General features: G+C 38.9%; 19 protein-coding genes and 1 pseudogene. 18 read left to right on the forward strand and 2 right to left on the reverse strand.

Annotated elements, in window-relative coordinates; genetic code table 11:
- Position 1: 1 nt before the first annotated feature.
- Genes rpe through spoVM form a run of 3 tightly spaced genes read left to right on the forward strand, consistent with a single transcriptional unit; the run spans position 2 to position 1,440 of the window.
- Positions 2–670 (forward strand): ribulose-phosphate 3-epimerase, encoded by a 669-nt coding sequence (gene rpe / locus C9J31_RS05355; protein ID WP_054767121.1) that lies wholly within the window; start codon positions 2–4, stop codon positions 668–670.
- Positions 667–1,320, forward strand: coding sequence for a thiamine diphosphokinase (locus tag C9J31_RS05360; RefSeq protein ID WP_107923110.1), 654 nt, complete (start codon positions 667–669; stop codon positions 1,318–1,320). The genes rpe and C9J31_RS05360 overlap by 4 nt, the downstream gene beginning before the upstream one ends.
- 12 nt (positions 1,321–1,332) lie before the next feature.
- On the forward strand, positions 1,333–1,440 hold the full coding sequence (gene spoVM, locus C9J31_RS05365) for a stage V sporulation protein SpoVM (RefSeq protein ID WP_230491827.1): 108 nt from the start codon (positions 1,333–1,335) through the stop codon (positions 1,438–1,440).
- Positions 1,441–1,560: 120 nt separating this feature from the next.
- Here spoVM and rpmB read toward each other — a convergent pair whose 3' ends face one another.
- Positions 1,561–1,749: a 50S ribosomal protein L28 gene (gene rpmB / locus C9J31_RS05370; protein WP_004227417.1), complete on the reverse strand. Its 189-nt coding sequence runs from the start codon at positions 1,747–1,749 to the stop codon at positions 1,561–1,563.
- Between the two features lie 444 nt (positions 1,750–2,193).
- On the opposite strand from rpmB, the pseudogene C9J31_RS05375 reads away from it, so the two are divergent.
- Positions 2,194–3,058: pseudogene (locus tag C9J31_RS05375) on the forward strand (AraC family transcriptional regulator).
- A 16-nt stretch (positions 3,059–3,074) separates the two neighbouring features.
- Entirely contained in the window at positions 3,075–3,641 is a 567-nt protein-coding gene (locus C9J31_RS05380; protein ID WP_107947721.1) for a GNAT family N-acetyltransferase, read from the forward strand.
- 392 nt (positions 3,642–4,033) lie between these two features.
- Here C9J31_RS05380 and C9J31_RS05385 read toward each other — a convergent pair whose 3' ends face one another.
- Positions 4,034–4,777 (reverse strand): IclR family transcriptional regulator, encoded by a 744-nt coding sequence (locus tag C9J31_RS05385; RefSeq protein WP_107947723.1) that lies wholly within the window; start codon positions 4,775–4,777, stop codon positions 4,034–4,036.
- Positions 4,778–5,011: 234 nt separating this feature from the next.
- Here C9J31_RS05385 and C9J31_RS05390 point away from each other — a divergent pair, with 234 nt between their 5' ends.
- The 13 genes from C9J31_RS05390 to fabG all read left to right on the forward strand — a co-directional run bounded on the left by C9J31_RS05390 (position 5,012) and on the right by fabG (position 19,695).
- Positions 5,012–5,866 (forward strand): dimethylarginine dimethylaminohydrolase family protein, encoded by an 855-nt coding sequence (locus tag C9J31_RS05390; protein ID WP_107947725.1) that lies wholly within the window; start codon positions 5,012–5,014, stop codon positions 5,864–5,866.
- Positions 5,867–5,882: 16 nt separating this feature from the next.
- Positions 5,883–6,644, forward strand: coding sequence for a dimethylarginine dimethylaminohydrolase family protein (locus tag C9J31_RS05395; protein ID WP_107923108.1), 762 nt, complete (start codon positions 5,883–5,885; stop codon positions 6,642–6,644).
- 180 nt (positions 6,645–6,824) lie between these two features.
- A complete protein-coding gene (locus C9J31_RS05400; protein WP_107947918.1) occupies positions 6,825–8,210 on the forward strand; it encodes an amino acid permease in 1,386 nt (461 codons plus the stop codon).
- Positions 8,211–8,246: 36 nt separating this feature from the next.
- A complete protein-coding gene (locus C9J31_RS05405; RefSeq protein WP_107947727.1) occupies positions 8,247–9,851 on the forward strand; it encodes a M20/M25/M40 family metallo-hydrolase in 1,605 nt (534 codons plus the stop codon).
- A gap of 461 nt (positions 9,852–10,312) precedes the next feature.
- Positions 10,313–10,675, forward strand: a complete 363-nt coding sequence (locus tag C9J31_RS05410) for an Asp23/Gls24 family envelope stress response protein (protein ID WP_054767124.1) — start codon at positions 10,313–10,315, stop codon at positions 10,673–10,675.
- An 18-nt stretch (positions 10,676–10,693) separates the two neighbouring features.
- Positions 10,694–12,343 (forward strand): DAK2 domain-containing protein, encoded by a 1,650-nt coding sequence (locus C9J31_RS05415; protein WP_107947729.1) that lies wholly within the window; start codon positions 10,694–10,696, stop codon positions 12,341–12,343.
- 349 nt (positions 12,344–12,692) lie between these two features.
- On the forward strand, positions 12,693–13,355 hold the full coding sequence (gene sdaAB / locus C9J31_RS05420) for an L-serine ammonia-lyase, iron-sulfur-dependent subunit beta (RefSeq protein WP_107923105.1): 663 nt from the start codon (positions 12,693–12,695) through the stop codon (positions 13,353–13,355).
- A 14-nt stretch (positions 13,356–13,369) separates the two neighbouring features.
- Positions 13,370–14,266 (forward strand): L-serine ammonia-lyase, iron-sulfur-dependent, subunit alpha, encoded by an 897-nt coding sequence (gene sdaAA, locus C9J31_RS05425; RefSeq protein ID WP_107923104.1) that lies wholly within the window; start codon positions 13,370–13,372, stop codon positions 14,264–14,266.
- Positions 14,259–16,304, forward strand: coding sequence for an ATP-dependent DNA helicase RecG (gene recG / locus C9J31_RS05430; RefSeq protein WP_107947731.1), 2,046 nt, complete (start codon positions 14,259–14,261; stop codon positions 16,302–16,304). Before sdaAA ends, recG begins: the two co-directional genes overlap by 8 nt.
- Positions 16,305–16,415: 111 nt before the next feature.
- Positions 16,416–16,994: a transcription factor FapR gene (gene fapR / locus C9J31_RS05435; RefSeq protein ID WP_054767125.1), complete on the forward strand. Its 579-nt coding sequence runs from the start codon at positions 16,416–16,418 to the stop codon at positions 16,992–16,994.
- Positions 16,991–17,983 carry a phosphate acyltransferase PlsX gene (plsX, locus tag C9J31_RS05440; protein ID WP_107923102.1) on the forward strand — a complete coding sequence of 331 codons (993 nt, stop codon included), beginning with the start codon at positions 16,991–16,993 and terminating at the stop codon, positions 17,981–17,983. The genes fapR and plsX overlap by 4 nt, the downstream gene beginning before the upstream one ends.
- Positions 17,984–18,002: 19 nt before the next feature.
- Positions 18,003–18,956, forward strand: a complete 954-nt coding sequence (gene fabD / locus C9J31_RS05445) for an ACP S-malonyltransferase (protein WP_107923101.1) — start codon at positions 18,003–18,005, stop codon at positions 18,954–18,956.
- Positions 18,949–19,695 (forward strand): 3-oxoacyl-[acyl-carrier-protein] reductase, encoded by a 747-nt coding sequence (fabG, locus tag C9J31_RS05450; protein WP_054767126.1) that lies wholly within the window; start codon positions 18,949–18,951, stop codon positions 19,693–19,695. Before fabD ends, fabG begins: the two co-directional genes overlap by 8 nt.
- Positions 19,696–19,732: the final 37 nt, after the last annotated feature.

Here is a 19,732-nt window from a genome sequence, read left to right on the forward strand (position 1 = left end):
AATGATACAAATAGCACCATCAATTTTAGCAGCAAATTTTGCTAAATTAGGAGAAGAAGTAAAGGAAGTAGAACAAGCAGGTGCAAAGCTCATTCATATTGATGTTATGGACGGTCATTTTGTGCCGAATATTTCATTTGGCGCCATCGTGTTAGATGCGATTCGTCCTTTAACAGATTTACCACTTGATGTGCATTTAATGATTGAGAATCCAGATCAATATATAGAGCAATTTGCGAAAGCCGGTGCGGACTATATTACGGTACACGTAGAAGCGTGTCGTCATTTACACCGTACAATTCAATTAATCCGTTCATATGGTGTAAAGCCTGGTGTAGTGCTAAATCCACATACACCGATAGAATCTATTCAACACGTTTTAGAAGATATTGATATGGTGTTATTTATGACAGTGAATCCAGGTTTTGGTGGCCAGAAATTCATTCACTCTGTTGTACCTAAAGTAGCGGCCTTAGCCCATATTATTAAAGAGCGAAACCTAAACATTGCTATTGAAATTGATGGTGGCATTAATGCGGAAACAATTATCCCTTGTGCAAAAGCTGGTGCAACAATTTTTGTAGCTGGTTCGGCGATTTATAGTAAAGAAGATCGTACAGCCGCATTACAGGAAATATTAGCTGCTGGTGAGGCTGCGATAAAAGAATGACAACTGTTGTCGTTTGTGCCGGTGGTCCAAGGGAGGAGCTTTGTTCCTTAACCCCATTTAAAGAGCGTAAAGATGTCATATTTATTGGTGCTGACCGTGGTGCACTGTATTTAATCGAGCAAGGAATTACCCCTCATGCAATTGTTGGGGATTTTGATTCATTATCTCAAGTAGAGTTTAAACAAGTCATTGAGCATACAAATGATGCACAGCGTTTCCATGAGGAGAAAAATGAAACAGATACTGATTTAGCCCTATTAAAGGCGCTTACTTACGGTCCGACAGATATTGTGCTAACAGGAGTTACAGGTGGACGACTAGATCATTATGAAGCTGCTGTGCGTTCAATTTATCGTTTGCAGATAGAGCATCCTCATGTCATGTTGAGAATCATCAATCATGCAAATCTGTTGCAGTTTTTGGTGCCTGGCACGCACACAATTCAAGCAGATCAGCAGTATCGTTATTTGTCTTTTTTCGCACACGAGCAACCTATTGAAGAGGTAACATTGAGACATGTTAAATATGAAACGACAAATGAACGAATATCACTCGGCTCATCTCGTTTTACAAGTAATGAAATTATAGGCACTTCAGGGTCTATATCATTCTCGCAAGGCATATGTTTAATGATAAGAAGCATAGATTAGTGCGAGGGGGAGATGGCTCTGAAAGTATATACGTTCCAACTACCGAAATTTGTGAGTAGCATTACGCGTACGTGCATCAACCTTTTTAAAAAAGACAAGAAAGTCAAAAAATCCGACTAACAATAGTCGGATTTTTTCTTTGTTGAAGATATATAATGGCGATTGGTAGTTTGCCAAGAAAAGCAGAAAGAAAAAAATCGATTTGCATCTAATGCGAAATCGATTTTTTATAAGCAGCGATTATACGCGCTCAATTTTACCTGATTTTAATGCACGAGCAGAAACCCATACACGTTTTGGTTTACCGTCTACTAGGATACGAACTTTTTGAAGGTTAGCGCCCCAAGTACGTTTGTTAGCGTTCATAGCGTGGGAACGGTTGTTACCAGTACGAGCTTTACGTCCAGTGATTACACATTGTTTTGGCATGTTGTATTCCCTCCTTACAGTTGATGCTGAAAGATTATTATTTCAGTTCTTATTTCACATACCATAATAATTTAACATACGAAGGCGCACAGTGCAACAGTTTTCACACAACCTTTCAAGAAAAAAACCTTTACAGGCAATTTATTAGCTAGAACGAGAGGATATTTATTTTGAAAAATACATTATTCCAAGGGACTATTTGAAATAGGTATCTTGCATTTTTTAATGTTAGGTTATAAAGGCGCGCCGTACATGAAAATGTTGGATGGACAAGCCTTTTGTCAAAGCATCTATATAACAATCAAAGAGGTTACTTATTTTGTAGAAATAGGTCTTACCGATGAAGTACGCTACAGTATAGGATAATAAGTAAGAGTTAGCACAAATTATCAAAAAAATCTTTCGAGTACCCGATAAAATAGAGAATAGAAGAGGTGTTGAGGGATGGATTACTTTGCGAATACAAAAATCAATTGACTTTATCGAAAAGAACCTACAAAAGCAATTAGAGATAACTGAAATTTCTGCGCAATCTTATTTTTCAGCTTTTCATTTTCAACGACTTTTTCAGGCTATTACAGGATTTACTGTACAACAATATATTCGCAACAGAAGACTTGCTGAGGCCGCGAGGTTACTAAGAGAAACAACTAAAAACATTTTGGAAATTGGCTTTACTGTTCAATATAGCTCCCAAGAGGCGTTTACAAGAGCGTTTGAAATATGTTTTGGCATAACGCCAGCAAAGTATCGGAAAGAACAGGTTTTTATAAATGACCAGTCGAAAATTAACTTTTTAGATTATAAGATTATGGGAGAAATAAGTATGAACAAACCTGAAATCGTGTAATTGAAAAAGACACTTATTATTGGGCATGAATATACTATAAATTTAAAAAACGAACAGTACTTTGAAGAAATCCCTGAATTTTATATGAGCTTTGGTAGAAATGGGCTTTATCTGCAAATCCCTAAGAAAATCGCCCCTAATATGTCATACGGTATCTCCACTTATTTTCAGGATAGTGGTAAATTTTCTTTTATAGTTGGAGAAGCAGTGCAAGAAGTTGCAATGGGCTTACAAAACGGACTTGTAAATTTTGGAATTCCAGAGAGGAAGTATGCTGAATTTAAAATTCGTGGAACTACAGATTTAGTCCAAAATACGAGAAGATACATTTATGGAACATGGTTGCCAAATTCAAACTATGAAAGAAAAGAAGGGCCAGATTTTGTGGTGACCGATGTTATAAATTCTTACTTTCCAAATGAAATAAATATGAAAATTTATATACCAATTACGGAATAATAAAGGAGAAGAAAAGATGAATTTAGAAAAAGTTTTTATAAATTTTCCGGTTTTACAATCAGATCAGCTAGTCTTAAAAAAAATTGAAGAAATACACTTACAGGAACTTTTTGCAATCTACGATAATGAACATGTATTTCAATATTGTGGAATTCTTCCGAAACATAACATCCAAACAGTTAGCAAAATGATCGGTCATTTCGAGAGAGATTATCAGAAAAAAAGTAGAGTGAAATGGGGGGTTTTTCACAAAAATCAAGATACACTATTAGGAATTATTGAGTCTATGGATTTTAATCAGAAGGTCAATATGGTAACTATTGGTTACTTTTTAGCTGAGGAATATTGGGGAAAGCGAATTGCTACTGAGGCCGTGCGACTATTAGTCAATTTTTTATTCGAAGAGGTTCAGATAAACAGAATTCAAGCAGAGGTCATGCCAGCAAATGAAGTTTCCAAGAAAGTGCTCTTGAAAAATGGTTTTTTGAAAGAGGGATTATTACGACAGGCTTCTTTATGGTCCGGTAAGGGGATAGTAGATTTAGAAATATACAGCATCTTAAAAGAAGACTACTCATCTTAAGTGCGGAATGTCACTTCAATATTTGCTACATAAATAATAGATTTCACTTTTAACGACTGTTGACGAAATACCCGAAACAATGACCTTTTTCGACCGATGGCTAAAGCAGATGACTATCGTGTATATGCCCATGCGTAACGATTGTGCTTCATAAACCTTTTTCATGAAAAAGTTGGAAGGCGCGACACTGCTGCTGGAACAGCACGGGCGGAAAATCCATTTTTGTGGCGAGCCGCCGCAAAAATTAGGTGGAGCCACTCCGCGGAAAGAGGGCCCTGAAACGGAAATCAACGGTTTCTTACTATTATGCTGAAAAATCGATTTCGTTATCAACGAAATCGATTTTTTATACAGTGAACTTCAAACGTACCTGATATTCATTGTTTTAAAACTTAGTTCCTTGCTCGGTAACCAAGTTTCATTGACACGCGCTTACCAGTTTCCAGTAGACGTTCAGTAAGGAGTTGTATCTGTTCCTCTGTCACGTTGAAGCTAACGAAGCCGATGCTTACAGCTCCTACTATTTCTCCAAATCCATTTAAAACTGCCACTGCGACAGAGGACGTTCCTGTTGTTCGCTCTCCATGGCTTATTGCAAATCCCTGCTTCTGTACTTGTGCTAGTTGAAAATTAAAGTCAGCGATATCTTCATTAGGCACTAGCTGACTGATGATTTCACTTGCCTGTGAAGCAGGCATAGCGGCCAATATCGCTTTATTTGCTGCGCCAATATGCATAGGTATTCGGATACCGAGTTGATCATAAATCCGAATTGGATTTGCTGCACTGTCAATTCTCTCAATAATAATGGTATCTGTCCCTGCGGGCTTACTTAAATAAACGCTCTCCTCAACCTCTCGTGCTAAACGTTCTAATTCTGGTCTGATTTTGCTAATATAATCCATCGTATCATATACTTGTAAACCGATTTCCATCCAAATTGTACCAAGACGATAGTGTTTCGTTTGTTCGTCTTGTTCAATCATCCCCTGTTGGATCATTGCTTTTAAAATTCTATGTAAAGTACTGAGAGGCAAATCGACTTTTGTTGCAAGCTCAGATATGGACAAACTGTTTTCAGTTGTTTCAGAAGCTAAAGCCTTAGCGATGGTCATTGCCCGTTCTAATAATTGCATATGTTGTACCACCTCCTCTACTTCTATTTTATTTTTATTCTCTGCCCACGTCTAGCTACATAATGGTTGCGCTTTACAATCATGCCATTCGAAAGTGATGGAATATAAAAATTTTTCTAAATATATTGACAGTATAACATAAAACACATATATTTTTCATATAAACTTTCCTCTAAACGGAAACGTTTTCCACTATACGGAAAAGGGGTGAAAGGATTGCATTATTGTTCTTCAATGTATGCACCTTTAAAACACGTAATTGTAAAACATCCAAAAGAGGCTTTCAAAAGCCAAGAATATCTTAGCGATGAATGGCAAACATTTAACTACCTATCGGAGCCTAATTTTAGTGAGGCTGTAAGAGAATATGCTGAATTTATTTCAATTCTCGAAAAATATGTAGATAAAATTGATTATTTACCAGTTTCAAATGGTGTGGGGTTAGATTCGCTATATGCACATGACCCTGTAAAATTTACACCACGTGGTGCCATCATTTTAAAATCTGGAAAGAAATTAAGACAACCTGAAGCGACTGCATATAAAGCCTATTTAGCACAACAGGGTATCCCTGTTATCGGAGAATTAACGGGACAAGCAGTTTCAGATGGCGGGGATATTGTGTGGCTAGATGACCGGACACTTGTTGTTGGACGTGGCTACCGCACGAATGATGAAGCAATCCGTCAATTAAAAGAAATTACCGCTGACTTTGTTGACGAATTTATTGTCGTACAACTACCACACGATTTAGGGGAAGCAGAGTGTCTACATCTGATGTCCTTCATCAGTATGGTGGACAAGGATTTGGCTGTCGTCCATTCACGATTAATGCCAGTATTTTTCCGTCAGCTCATTATCGAAAAGGGTATACAGCTCATTGAAGTGCCTAAAGAAGAATATGACACTTTAGGCTGTAATGTGTTAGCACTTGCGCCGAGAGTTTGCGTGATTCCAACCGGAAATCCTTCTACAAAGAAACAATTATTGGATGCAGGCGCTACAGTTTATGAATATAAGGGTGAAGAAATTTCGGTAAAAGGAACAGGTGGACCAACGTGTCTAACTTGTCCAGTAATTAGAGGATAAAAAGGAGACGATTCATATGTTTAAAAATGTCATTGTAAAAACACCAGGTAATAGTTATATCAACGGTTTAACAACGAGTAATCTTGGAAAACCGAATTTAGAAGAATTATTTGAACAGCACAACCGTTATGTTGAAGCATTGAAAAAATGTGGGGTGGAAGTAACGCACCTTCCAGCAAATGAAGCATTTCCAGATTCTACTTTTGTAGAGGATACAGCAGTATTAACGTCTGAATTTGCTATTATTTCCAATCCTGGTGCGGATGCACGTAACCGTGAAATTGAAGATATAGAACCAGCAGTAAAAAATTTTTATAACAAAATACACTATATCAAAGCACCAGGAACACTCGATGGCGGAGATGTATTACAAGCTGAAAAGAAATTTTATGTTGGTATTTCTGACCGTACGAATGAAGAAGGAGCGCGTCAATTCAAGGAAATCGTTGAAAAAGAAGGTTATGAAGCTACGATTATTCCATTAAAAGAATTCTTCCATTTAAAAACAGGCATCGCCTATGTGGGTGAAAATCGTATGGTCCTTGCGGGGGAATTTATTGATCATCCAGCTTTCGCTTCCTATGAAAAAATTATCATTCCAAAAGAAGATGAGTATTCAGCAAACTGTATTCAAGTGAACGATTATGTGATTATTCCGGCTGGCTATCTAGAAACGAATCGTAAGCTAAATGAATTAGGCTATAAAACAATTGAACTTGACATGTCTGAGTTCAGAAAACATGATGGCGGATTAAGCTGCTTATCATTACGTTTTTAATTCACTATAGTAACTAAACAAACTAAAGCCCAATCAATTTGTTTTTCAGAAAAAATTGATTGGGTGCTTATAATTTTAGATATCAGAATATTTGTTATTTAGATAGCGCGAAGAATGTGAAAGAGGGGATGGACGTTGGGTAAAGGGGAGCAACAACAAAATATTTTATTGAATCGTTCAATGAAGAGTCGTCATTTATTAATGCTATCACTAGGTGGAGTTATTGGAACAGGATTATTTTTAAATGTCGGTTATACAATTAATCAAGCGGGTCCAGGCGGAGCATTAATAGGTTATTTATGTGGTGGTTTCATATTATATATGGTAATGAATTGTCTTGGAGAATTGGCTGTGTATATGCCAGTAACCGGCTCTTTTCAAACATATGCAACCCGTTTTATAAATCCAGCAGCGGGCTTTTCTTTAGGATGGATGTACTTTGTAGGTTCTGCTGCCACAGCAGGGGTGGAATTTACCGCAGCAGGGATATTGATGCAACATTGGTTTCCTGATATTCCTATTTGGATTTGGTGTGCTGTTTTCATGGTGCTGTTGTTTGTATTAAATGCCCTGACGACTAAAGGGTTTGCAGAAGCAGAGTTTTGGTTTGCGAGTATTAAAGTCGTTGCGGTTATAGCTTTTATCATTATAGGTGCAGCAGCTATATTTGGCTTAATACCATTGGCAGATCGTCCAACACCTCATTTAACGAACTTAGCACCCACAGGGTTATTTCCAGCAGGGATTGCTATTATATTTGTAACGATGATGAACGTTATTTTCTCTTATCAAGGCTCGGAGCTAGTAGGAATTGCGGCTGGAGAAACTGAAAATCCAGAAAAGAATATCCCAAGGGCAATACGGACCATTCTTTTTAGAATTATTGTATTTTATATCGCCTCCATTATTGTATTATCTGCAATCTTCCCAGCATCTGAACTTGGACTACTTGAAAGTCCTTTCGTGACATTGATGAAAATAGCAGGTGTTCCTTATGCAGCTGGCATTATGAACTTTGTCATTTTGACAGCAATTCTATCAGTTGGTAACTCATGTCTCTATGCTTCTACTCGTTTACTCTGGTCGATGTCAAAAGAGGGAATGGCTCCAAAACTATTTGGACGTCTGACAAACAATAAAGTACCATTAAATGCGCTTATTTTCACGATGCTGTTCTCCCTTTTATCGTTATTAACGAGTGTGATGGAAGCAGATACAGTATTTGTTTTACTCATGTCAATTGCGGGAATTGCTGTTACAATTTCATGGATGGGCATTGCCACATCGCAATTAATGTTCCGTCATCGTTATGTGAAAGCAGGAGGAAAGGTGGAAGACTTGAAATTTAAAACACCCTTTTATCCACTAATTCCTTTGTTTTGTATTAGCTTTTGTGTACTAATTCTTATATTTTTAGCATTCGATCCAACCCAACGAATTGGTTTGCTTTATGGCATTGGCTTTTTTATAGCTTGTATGCTTTTCTATAAATTTAAATTGAGTAAAACGAATACAGTTTCTTCTAATAAGAACATAAAAAATGAGGAACCACTTGATTTACATTAAAAAGGGTTGCCCACACAAGGATAAAGGAGAATTATGATGAACAACTACGTATGGAATACACCTGAAAAACTACGTGCCTTATTATGCGAAATTGTAAGTTGGGAAAGTAGAACATTAACAGCAGGTGAAAATGAATTTGCCTATAAATTAAAAACGATGTTGCAAACGCTTTCTTATTTTAGAGAAAATCCAAATCAAATTATGTTACATGATGCAGGTCTTGGAAGAAATGCTGTAACTGCATTGTACAAACATCCGACAGCAACAGAAACGGTTGTTTTGATTAGCCATTTCGACACTGTTCATACGGAAGAGTATGGTGAACTAGAGCCCTTTGCTTTTTATCCTGAAGAGTTGACAAAAAAGCTAATGGAACCAAAATATAAAAAAGACTTACCGGAAGAGGCGAGAATCGACTTAGAATCGGGAAATTATTTATTTGGTCGTGGGACGATGGATATGAAGATGGGACTGGCTCTACATATGCAACTACTTGAAAAAGCAAGCATTGAGCAGTGGCCAATTAACCTGATATTAACAGCGGTACCGGATGAGGAAGTGAACTCTGCTGGTATGCGTGCAGCAGTTGTTGAGCTTGTAAAGTTACGAAAGCAGCATGGTCTAACCTACAAATTATTTTTAAATAGTGAACCTTCTTTTTCACAAGGTCCATCGGATATAAATGAATATATTTATTCAGGAACAATTGGTAAAATTATGCCAGCTGCTTTATTCTATGGAAAAGAGACACATGTAGGCGAACCTTTAAAAGGAATGACGGCGAATTATATTGCCTCATATATGACACAGTATATGGAATGGAACCCTATTTTCCGTGAAACAGATCTTGGCGAAAGTACGCCACTCCCAGTCTCTTTACAGTTAAAGGATTTGAAAATGGAATATTCCACACAAACACCTTATCGAGCAGCCGCTCTGTACAATGTTTTTTTAATGAAGCGTACAGCGTCTGAGGTGATGGAAATCTTTGAACACGTAGCAAAAGAAGCGATGGCTACTTGTAATATGCATTACAAAGAAATTTGTGAACGTGAGCGGGTAAAGGGTGTTGGAAAAGTGCGAGTGCTTCGTTATGAGACATTATTAGAGCATGCAATAAATAAAATAGGTGTGGAAGAGGTTCAGTGTATAAAACAGAAAGTGCTTGAAAATAATGCTTGGGATGATCGTGAGAAATCCATCCGCATTGTAGATCAGCTTATGATTCGATGCCAAGAGCTAACACCTGCAACTGTTCTGTTGTATGCACCACCTTACTATCCTGCTATCAATTCATCTGATAATGCGCTTGTTATTAAATCTATCGAATTAATGAAAGAAACAGCAAAAACGTTTCATATTGAAATAGAACAGATTCATTATTTTAATGGAATTTGTGATTTGAGCTATGTCAACTATGCAGATGATGCCAATGGTTGGGTAGCATTTGAGCGAAATACGCCTGTTTGGGGTGATACGTACAGCATTCCATTTGAAGCGATGACAGCGTTAAAAGGGCCTGTTTTGAATGTTGGTCCTTTTGGAAAAGATGCACATCAGAAAACAGAACGGCTACATGTTGACAGTGCATTTAAGGAGATGCCTGTTATGATTGACACGCTTATAAAGAGTCTATTTTAAAAAGTCATATAATAGATGAAAAAAAGCTGGTGCTAAAAGTACCAGCTTTTTTGTACCCTTTTTCATATCTTTACATTTATTGAAATTAGCAAGATAATTTATTGGGAGTATTCAGTAATAGGGAGAGGGACATGAAAAACAAATATTTACCTATCGTTCATTTGCGGAATTAAATGTTAGAGCGTTCACCAATAGCTGATGTCGACACAGTCAGTATAGGGATGTGGTGCCAAAGTTTTAAATTTACAACATATTCAAACGACGATGAAGCAAAACAACCGCAACCATTTACCATGTAAAAACAGTAGTTTTCGAAGGAGAACAAATTTTACCTGTATATTTTTTCCTTTTGTGAGCTTGAAACGTTGATACAGTGCGCTTTCAGGGCTTCTTAGGTTGCTTAATGTATATCCAAAGTGGTACAATATAATTTAGTCAAAAAGAGCCAAGGGGGCATTTCTATGTCAATTGAATTAAATAACGAATTCGGCCAAATTGATATTTCGACGGATGTACTTGCACAAATTGCTGGTGGCGCTGCTATAGAATGCTACGGTATTGTTGGCATGGCATCTAAACATCAAATTCGTGATGGTCTAACTGATATTTTACGCAAAGAGAACTTTGCTAAAGGTGTTGTTATTCGACAACAAGACGAAGATTTACATATTGATATGTACATTATTGTTAGTTACGGGACGAAAATTTCGGAAGTTGCTTATCAAGTACAATCGAAAGTGAAATATACAGTTGATAAAACATTGGGTATGAGCGTGAAATCTGTCAATATCTTTGTGCAGGGCGTTCGTGTAGCGAATGTGTAAGAGGAGGAACTAAATCGAATGCAGTCATTAGACGGATTAAAATTTGCAGAGATGGTGCAAATGGGAGCACATCATCTATTCCAAAATGCAAATTATGTAGATTCATTAAATGTATTCCCAGTACCAGATGGTGATACAGGAACAAACATGAACTTATCGATGACATCTGGAGCGAAAGAAACAGAACTTCAAGCATCAGAACATATCGGGAAAACAGCACAAGCTTTATCAAAAGGCTTACTTATGGGTGCGCGTGGGAATTCTGGGGTTATCTTATCTCAACTTTTCCGTGGCTTTGGTAAATTTATTGAAAAAGAAGCTACAATTGATGCTAAGGGCTTTGCAGATGCCTTCCAAGCAGGTGTTGATACAGCCTATAAAGCGGTTATGAAGCCAGTTGAAGGAACGATTTTGACTGTTGCGCGTGAAGCTGCGAAAAAAGGTGTCGAGGTAGCAGAAACTGAAAACGATATCATTGCTGTAATGGAGGCTTTCACTGCGGAAGCAAAGGCTTCATTAGGACGCACGCCAGATTTACTTCCAGTACTGAAGGAAGTAGGCGTTGTGGATAGTGGTGGGCAAGGTTTACTATTTGTTTACGAAGGTTTCTTAGCTTCGTTGAAAGGTGAGCCACTACCTAAGAAAAACGATGCTACACTAGATGATTTAATCAATGCCGAACATCATAGAGCGCAAGATTTCATGAATACAGCGGATATTGAGTTCGGTTATTGTACAGAAATTATGGTGCGTTTTGAAGAAGGTAAAGAGCCGTTTAGTGAGGAACAATTCCGTAACGAATTGAATCCCCTAGGTGATTCATTACTTGTTATATCAGATGAGGAAATTGCGAAAGTGCATATTCATTCTGAACAACCAGGTGCTGTTTTAGCTATGGGCCAAAAATACGGTAGTTTAATGAAAATTAAGGTCGACAATATGCGTGAACAACATTCTGCCATTGTTGGAGAAGACCATAAAGCACCTACCTCAACAAAAAAAGCTGAAAAACATCCATATGCAATTGTGACGATTGCAATGGGTGAAGGCGTTGCTGAATTACTTCGTTCGATTGGAGCTTCTTATGTCATTGAAGGTGGGCAAACTATGAACCCTTCAACTGAGGATATCGTAAAGGCTGTACAAGAAATTGGTGCAGAAAAAGTATTGATTTTACCAAACAATAAAAATATTGTGATGGCAGCGGAACAAGCTGTAGAGCTTCTTGATATTGAAGCGGCAGTAGTACCGACAAAAACTATCCCTCAAGGGATGGCTGCAATCTTATCATTTAATCCGGAAGCGACTGTAGACGTGAACCGAGCAACAATGACAGACGCAATAGCTAACGTGAAAACAGGACAGGTAACCTATGCGGTTCGTGATACGTCAATTGATGGTGTAGAAATCCATAAGGATGATTTCATGGCACTTGCAGAAGGGAAAATTGTGCTATCGACACCAGCATTAAAAGATGCTGCTGAGAAAGTTATTACTGATTTAGTTGATGAAGAAGCTGAAATTGTGACAATCATTTATGGTGAGGATACAACTGAAGAAAACGCAACTACTTTAGTGAAATTTATCGAAGAAAGCTACCCGGATGTAGAAGTCGAGCTATTTAATGGTAAACAAGGATTATATCCATATATTATTTCGGTAGAATAATTAACAATACCCTTGAAATGTATCAGGCGAAGCAGTGCACAAGTTGTGTACTGCTTTTGTTTATGCTAACGGGATATTATGTATAAGTATATAACTAGATTAGCGGGAAATAGTTCGTTGAATGTACGCGTCCAGAGGATGAGGTATTTACAAATACTGGTTTATTGGCTTTGAGAAATGAGTGTATTAGGGAGAAAGACAAAAATAATAACGGGTTTACAAAAGGAAGTTATAGTAGTGTTAATTTTCTGAAAGTTGATAAAGTATTGCTTTACTTTTATAGTAACTATCAAGCATGATATAAATAAAAATAAATATTATTATATGAATAGAATAGAGGGGTGCTTGTATGAAGTTTACATCAGTATTTGATATTATTGGACCAGTGATGATTGGGCCTTCTTCCTCTCATACGGCAGGTGCAGCGCGTATAGGAAGAGTTGCACGAGATTTATTTGGACGACAGCCAAAATGGGCGAAGATTCATTTGTATGGTTCTTTTGCTGAAACGTATAGAGGGCATGGAACAGATGTTGCGCTTATTGGTGGCTTATTAAATTATGATACATTTGATGAGCGTATTAAAACAGCGTTTGCAGATGCAGAAAAAGCGGGATTAGCTTTTGAATTCATTCCTGAAACAGCAAATACTGAACATCCGAATACTGCACGGCTTGTCATAGGAGATGACGAGGGGGAGATGTCGGTAGTTGGAATTTCTATCGGCGGTGGTAAAATTGAAGTAAGTGAGGTTAACGGCTTCAAATTACGATTGACTGGAGGAATGCCAGCCATCCTTGTGGTACATGACGATCGCGCCGGCTGTATTGCCAATGTTGCAAACTGTTTGGCTATGCATGATGTTAATATCGGTCATATGGAGGTTTCACGTATTGAACGTGGTTTAACTGCACTAATGGTGATTGAGGTCGATCAAAACATTGAAGATAAAATATTACAGCAGATTTCGTTAATACCATATATTACAAAAGTGTCGAAAATTAATAACTAAGGAGGCGTGACAATATGGACGTATTGTTTCACAATGTACGCGAGCTTGTTGCGCGTGCAGAACAAGAAGGTAAATTAATTTCAGAACTGATGATAGAGCAAGAAATGTTAATAAGTGGGCGGACACGTGAAGAAATCATGCAGCAAATGGACCGTAATTTAACGGTTATGGAAGAAGCTGTTGAACGTGGTTTAAATGGTGTACGGTCTGTGACAGGTTTGACAGGCGGAGATGCCGTACTGCTTCAAAATTATATTGCACAAGGGAATTCACTTTCTGGGGATTTATTATTAGATGCTGTTAGTAAAGCGGTTGCAACAAATGAAGTAAATGCGGCAATGGGTACAATTTGTGCAACACCGACAGCTGGCTCAGCGGGTGTTGTACCAGGTACATTATTTGCAGTGAAAAATAAGCTGAATCCAACACGTGAACAAATGATTCGTTATTTGTTTACATCGGGTGCTTTTGGTTTTGTTGTAGCCAATAATGCTTCTATTTCGGGTGCTGAGGGTGGTTGTCAGGCTGAGGTTGGTTCAGCGGCAGGTATGGCAGCAGCTGCTATTGTGGAGATGGCAGGTGGTACACCACAGCAATGTGCTGAAGGATTTGCGATTACCCTTAAAAATATGCTAGGGCTCGTTTGTGATCCGGTAGCAGGATTAGTAGAAGTGCCTTGTGTAAAGCGTAATGCGATGGGTGCTGCTAACTCACTTGTTGCTGCAGATATGGCACTTGCGGGTGTCACTAGTCGTATCCCTTGTGATGAAGTAATAGGAGCAATGTATCGTATCGGCTTGTCGATGAGTCCAAATTTAAAAGAAACGGCGCGTGGTGGCCTAGCGGCAACACCAACAGGGAAGGCACTTGCGGCGAAGATATTTGGAGGAGCTGTCGTGCAAGGTGACTGAATTAACTAATCCCGTCTCCGATTTAAAGGGGGTCGGGAAAGAAACAGCAGCACATCTAGAAGCACTAGGCATCGAGACAATATCAGATTTATTGTGGACATTCCCACATCGACATGAGGATTTTCGTTTAAAAGATTTAGCGCAGACGCCACATAATGAACGTGTCACTGTTGAATGTAAAGTGGAACGTGAGCCCACAGTGCTGTTCTTAGGACGAAATAAATCCCGTTTACAAGTGACAGTGCTTGCAGGGCGTCATTTAGTGAAAATTGTATTTTTTAATCAAAACTATTTAAAGCAAAAGCTTGTACCTGGTTCTATTATTACGGTAACAGGTAAATGGGATCGGGGTAGACAGGTTATTAATGGTACGACTGTAACTTTTGGGCCGAAAACTGATCAAGTTGATTTTGAACCTGTGTATAGCCTCAAAGGTTTGATTCCACAAAAGCGTTTTCGTAAATATATGCGACAGGTGCTTGATGAATTTGGCGCAGAACTACCAGATGCAATTCCTGAACATTTACAAGCTTCGTATAAACTTGTATCCATGCGTGACGGGCTTGAAGGTATTCATTTTCCACTGGACGCTCAACATGCAAAGCAAGCAAGAAGACGCTTCGCTTATGAGGAATTATTAAATTTTCAGTTACGTATCCAAACATTACGTAAAATACGTAAGGATAATGAGCATGGTACGATGGTCCAATTTGATTTGCAAAAGCTACGTGAATTTATTGAATCATTGCCTTATGAATTAACGGGAGCGCAAAAGCGAGTCGTAAATGAAATTTGCAAAGATTTAAAAGAGCCGCATCGAATGAACCGTTTGTTACAAGGTGATGTTGGCTCAGGAAAAACAGTTGTTGCAGCTATATGTTTATATGCAGCTGTCACGGCTGGTTTTCAAGGGGCGTTAATGGCACCGACGGAAATTTTAGCTGAGCAACATGCTGAAAATTTAATGGCGTGGTTTGAGCCATTTGGGGTGCGTGTAGCCTTGTTATCGGGCTCGACAAAAACGAAAGCGCGCCGCTTACTTTTAGAAGCGCTGGTAAATGGTGAAATCGATATTTTAATTGGTACACATGCGCTTATTCAGCCAGATGTAGTTTTTCACAAATTAGGCTTTGTGATAACAGATGAACAGCATCGTTTTGGAGTTGAGCAGCGTAGGATTTTACGTGATAAAGGAGAAAATCCTGATGTGCTTTTTATGACAGCTACTCCAATCCCACGAACACTAGCGATTACCGCGTTTGGTGAAATGGATGTGTCGATGATTGATGAAATGCCTGCGGGGCGAAAGCAAATCGAAACACATTGGATGAAAAAAGAACAACTTAGTTCAGTATTATCGAAATTGGAGTTAGAACTAACGGCTGGGAGACAAGCATACGCCATTTGTCCACTTATTGAGGAGTCCGACAAACTGGACGTACAAAATGCAGTGGACATTTATGAACAACTTGCATCGTATTATAATGGACGTTATAAAGTTGGTCTGATGCACGGTCGTTTGCCCGCAGATGAAAAAGATGCGGTTATGCGCTCCTTTAGTGAAGGTGATATTCAAGTGCTTGTTTCTACTACGGTGGTTGAAGTCGGTGTTAATGTACCAAATGCAACCTTTATGGTTGTTTATGACGCTGAGCGTTTCGGTTTAGCTCAATTACATCAACTCCGTGGTCGCGTTGGTCGTGGGGAGCATCAGTCATATTGTGTATTGATTGCCGATCCAAAATCAGATGAAGGTAAAGAGCGAATGCAATCGATGACAGAAACAAATGATGGCTTTCGACTAGCTGAGAAAGATTTAGAGCTTCGAGGGCCAGGGGATTTCTTTGGTCGTAAGCAAAGTGGCTTACCTGATTTTAAAGTAGCAGATTTAGTGCACGACTATAGAACCCTTGAAACTGCTCGGAAAGATGCAACTGAAATGATTGAAGGCGATGCATTTTGGCAGGATGAGGCGTATAAATATTTACGTCTCATGTTAGAAGAATCAGGTGTATTACAAGGAGATCGTTTCGATTAAGAGGGATGCAAGTACTTGTTTTTGAAAACAGGTCTTGCATTCTTTTTTTATACTCTATATACTGATATTAGTACCAAGTGCTAATAACAACTAAAAAGGTGGCGAATGACGTTGAGACGAACGAAGAAAGAGCGGCAGCAACTACTATCTGAAACGATTGCGGAAAATCCATTCGTCACAGATGAACAGCTAGCATCAGAGTTTCAGGTAAGTGTTCAAACAATTCGTTTGGATCGTATGGAATTAGCAATTCCAGAATTGCGTGAACGAATTAAAGATGTGGCTTCGAAAACCTATGAAAATGAAGTGAAATCTTTGCCGATAGATGAAGTAATCGGTGAAATTATTGATATTGAATTAGATAATCGTGCATTATCTATTTTTGACGTAAAAGAAGAACATGTTTTTCAGCGCAATGGCATCGCGCGTGGACATCATTTATTTGCACAGGCAAACTCATTAGCAGTAGCGGTTATCGATGATGAACTAGCCTTAACAGTGCATTCTAATATAACATTTGTGAAACCTGTGAAAGCTGGAGATCGTGTTATTACGAAGGCTGTAGTTGTTGGACGAGATGACGAACATCATCGTACGAAAGTAGAGGTAATCTCTACTGTTAACGGTGAAACAGTCTTTGTTGGCGAATTTGATATGTACCGCACGAAAGGTAAAGGTGAACAACAATGAAATTAGCGCTTGATGGAATGGGTGGCGACAACGCACCAAAATCGGTTGTGGAAGGTGCTTTATTAGCATTAAATCAAATTCCAAATTTGGAAATTCAATTATATGGACAGCAAGACAAGCTTGAGCCGTTTTTAAAAATGCATGACCGACTAACAGTTGTCCATTGTGGAGAAGTGGTAGAAGGTACAGACGACCCTGCGCGTGCTGTTCGACGTAAAAAGGACTCCTCAATGGCACGAATGATGGATGCTGTGGAGGAAGGGAAGGCTGATGCTTGTCTATCGGCCGGTAATACAGGGGCTTTAATGGCAGGTGGCTTATTTAAAGTCGGGCGTATTGAAGGGATTGCACGACCTGCTTTAGCAACGACATTACCAACGCTTGATGGCAAAGGGTTTTTAATGCTTGATTTAGGAGCAAATGCAGATGCACGACCTGAACATTTATTGCAATATGCAATAATGGGCGATATTTATGCTAAGAAGGTTGGAGGGCTACAAAAGCCGCGTATTGGCCTTTTAAATATCGGTACAGAAGAAAAAAAAGGCAATGATTTAACAAAAGCTGCTTTTGAATTGCTGAAGGAAGCAGATTTGAATTTTGTCGGTAACGTAGAAGCTCGTGATTTACTTGAAGGGGTTGCGGATGTTGTTGTGACAGACGGTTTTACGGGTAATATGGTGTTGAAATCGATAGAAGGAACAGCGGGTGCATTATTTACGATGTTAAAAGAGGCTTTTATGTCTTCTACAAAAACAAAAATTTCAGCAGCCCTTATGAAAAATAATTTACGTGACTTGAAAAATAAAATGGATTACACAGAGTATGGTGGAGCAGGGTTATTTGGCTTGCAAGCACCTGTTATTAAAGCGCATGGCTCATCGAATGGGAAAGCAATCTTTAGTGCGATTCGCCAAGCCAATACAATGGTAGAGCATACTGTCATACCAACGATTACGGACACAGTGCGTCGCTTAGAAATTGACTAACAAAGGGGATTAATGAGAAATGACGAAAATTGCATTTATTTTTCCAGGCCAAGGCTCTCAAACGGTTGGAATGGGTCAAGAATTTGTAGAGAACACGGCAGAGAGCAAGGCGTTTTATGAAAGTGCGGACAAGGCTCTAGGATTTGAACTTTCAAAATTAATGCTGGAAGGACCTGCAGAGGAATTGACGTTGACATATCATGCACAGCCAGCACTTTTAACGACAGGTGTGATGGTGGCAGAGAAAATACGCACAGCTGGAATTACACCACACTATGTAGCTGGTCACTCGCTTGGCGAATATGGTGCATTAGTTATTGCTGGAGTACTATCATTCGAAGATGCGGTATCAGTAGTGCATAAACGTGGTTTATATATGAACGAGGCAGTGCCGGCGGGGCAAGGTGCAATGGCAGCTATTCTTGGCATGGAGCTCAATGATTTACATGCTGTAACTGAAAAAGTAACTACGGCAGGAGATGCTGTACAGGTAGCAAATGTTAACTGTCCAGGCCAAATTGTCATTTCTGGTACAAAGGAAGGCGTTGAAAAGGCATCTGTAGCAGCGAAAGAAGCAGGTGCGAAACGTGCGATTCCTTTAGTCGTAAGTGGTCCATTCCATTCAGAATTAATGCGACCATCATCTGAAAAATTACGTGCAACATTAGATGGTATTACACTATCAGCGCCACAAATTCCGGTAATTGGCAATGTTATGGCCAATGAATTACAGGATGTATCTGCTATTCAGCAAGAATTAGTAGAACAAGTATACAGCGCTGTGCAGTGGGAAGCATCTGTGCGTGAAATGATCGCTAATGGTGTGGATGTATTTATCGAATGTGGACCCGGCAAAGTTTTAAGCGGTTTAGTTAAAAAGATAGATCGAACAGTAGCAACGTATTGTGTATATGATGAAGCATCATTAGAAGCATTAATAGAAGCGTCGAAGGAGTGGACAATCAATGCATAAATTACAAGGTAAGGTAGCGGTTGTAACGGGTGCTTCGCGAGGAATTGGACGTGCGATTGCATTGAAACTTGCTGAAGAGGGAGCTAAAATTGTCGTCAATTATAGTGGCTCACAGGCAAAAGCAGAGGAAGTTGTTGCGAGCATTCAAGCGAACGGTGGTGAGGCCATTGCAATACAAGCAAGCGTCTCGATAGCGGAAGAAGTAACTTCATTAATGGATGCGGCAGTAAAAACATTTGGTTCGCTCGATATTTTAGTTAATAATGCGGGCATTACACGTGATAATTTATTGATGCGTATGAAAGAAGACGAATGGGACGATGTTTTAGACACGAATCTAAAGGGTGTTTTCCTTTGTACAAAAGCAGTAACGCGTCAAATGATGAAACAACGTGCAGGACGAATTATTAATATTTCGTCTATCGTAGGTGTAGCAGGTAATGCTGGCCAGGCTAATTATGTAGCTGCCAAAGCAGGCGTTATAGGTTTGACAAAAACAACAGCTAAAGAGTTGGCATCTCGCAATATTTTAGTAAATGCTATTGCACCAGGCTTTATTGAAACAGAGATGACTGATCAACTACCAGAAGAGTTAAAACAAGGCATGCTTACACAAATTCCTTTAGCAAAGCTTGGTCAGCCGGAAGATATTGCAAAGGCAGTTGTTTTTCTAGCTTCAGACGATGCTAACTATATGACTGGTCAAACGTTACATATAGACGGCGGCATGGTGATGTAATAATATGTAATGGGCATAGATTTTGCTTTTTTGTATA

Source organism: Lysinibacillus parviboronicapiens (assembly GCF_003049605.2).
Lineage (GTDB): Bacteria > Bacillota > Bacilli > Bacillales_A > Planococcaceae > Lysinibacillus > Lysinibacillus parviboronicapiens.

What these genes read in the sequence shown, in the direction of transcription:
- rpe (WP_054767121.1), top strand. Translation starts at nt 2, where the DNA reads ATGATACAAATAGCACCATCAATTTTAGCAGCAAATTTTGCTAAATTA.
- C9J31_RS05360 (WP_107923110.1), top strand. Translation starts at nt 667, where the DNA reads ATGACAACTGTTGTCGTTTGTGCCGGTGGTCCAAGGGAGGAGCTTTGT.
- spoVM (WP_230491827.1), top strand. Translation starts at nt 1,333, where the DNA reads ATGGCTCTGAAAGTATATACGTTCCAACTACCGAAATTTGTGAGTAGC.
- rpmB (WP_004227417.1), bottom strand. Translation starts at nt 1,749, where the DNA reads ATGCCAAAACAATGTGTAATCACTGGACGTAAAGCTCGTACTGGTAAC.
- C9J31_RS05380 (WP_107947721.1), top strand. Translation starts at nt 3,075, where the DNA reads ATGAATTTAGAAAAAGTTTTTATAAATTTTCCGGTTTTACAATCAGAT.
- C9J31_RS05385 (WP_107947723.1), bottom strand. Translation starts at nt 4,777, where the DNA reads ATGCAATTATTAGAACGGGCAATGACCATCGCTAAGGCTTTAGCTTCT.
- C9J31_RS05390 (WP_107947725.1), top strand. Translation starts at nt 5,012, where the DNA reads ATGTATGCACCTTTAAAACACGTAATTGTAAAACATCCAAAAGAGGCT.
- C9J31_RS05395 (WP_107923108.1), top strand. Translation starts at nt 5,883, where the DNA reads ATGTTTAAAAATGTCATTGTAAAAACACCAGGTAATAGTTATATCAAC.
- C9J31_RS05400 (WP_107947918.1), top strand. Translation starts at nt 6,825, where the DNA reads ATGAAGAGTCGTCATTTATTAATGCTATCACTAGGTGGAGTTATTGGA.
- C9J31_RS05405 (WP_107947727.1), top strand. Translation starts at nt 8,247, where the DNA reads ATGAACAACTACGTATGGAATACACCTGAAAAACTACGTGCCTTATTA.
- C9J31_RS05410 (WP_054767124.1), top strand. Translation starts at nt 10,313, where the DNA reads ATGTCAATTGAATTAAATAACGAATTCGGCCAAATTGATATTTCGACG.
- C9J31_RS05415 (WP_107947729.1), top strand. Translation starts at nt 10,694, where the DNA reads ATGCAGTCATTAGACGGATTAAAATTTGCAGAGATGGTGCAAATGGGA.
- sdaAB (WP_107923105.1), top strand. Translation starts at nt 12,693, where the DNA reads ATGAAGTTTACATCAGTATTTGATATTATTGGACCAGTGATGATTGGG.
- sdaAA (WP_107923104.1), top strand. Translation starts at nt 13,370, where the DNA reads ATGGACGTATTGTTTCACAATGTACGCGAGCTTGTTGCGCGTGCAGAA.
- plsX (WP_107923102.1), top strand. Translation starts at nt 16,991, where the DNA reads ATGAAATTAGCGCTTGATGGAATGGGTGGCGACAACGCACCAAAATCG.
- fabD (WP_107923101.1), top strand. Translation starts at nt 18,003, where the DNA reads ATGACGAAAATTGCATTTATTTTTCCAGGCCAAGGCTCTCAAACGGTT.
- fabG (WP_054767126.1), top strand. Translation starts at nt 18,949, where the DNA reads ATGCATAAATTACAAGGTAAGGTAGCGGTTGTAACGGGTGCTTCGCGA.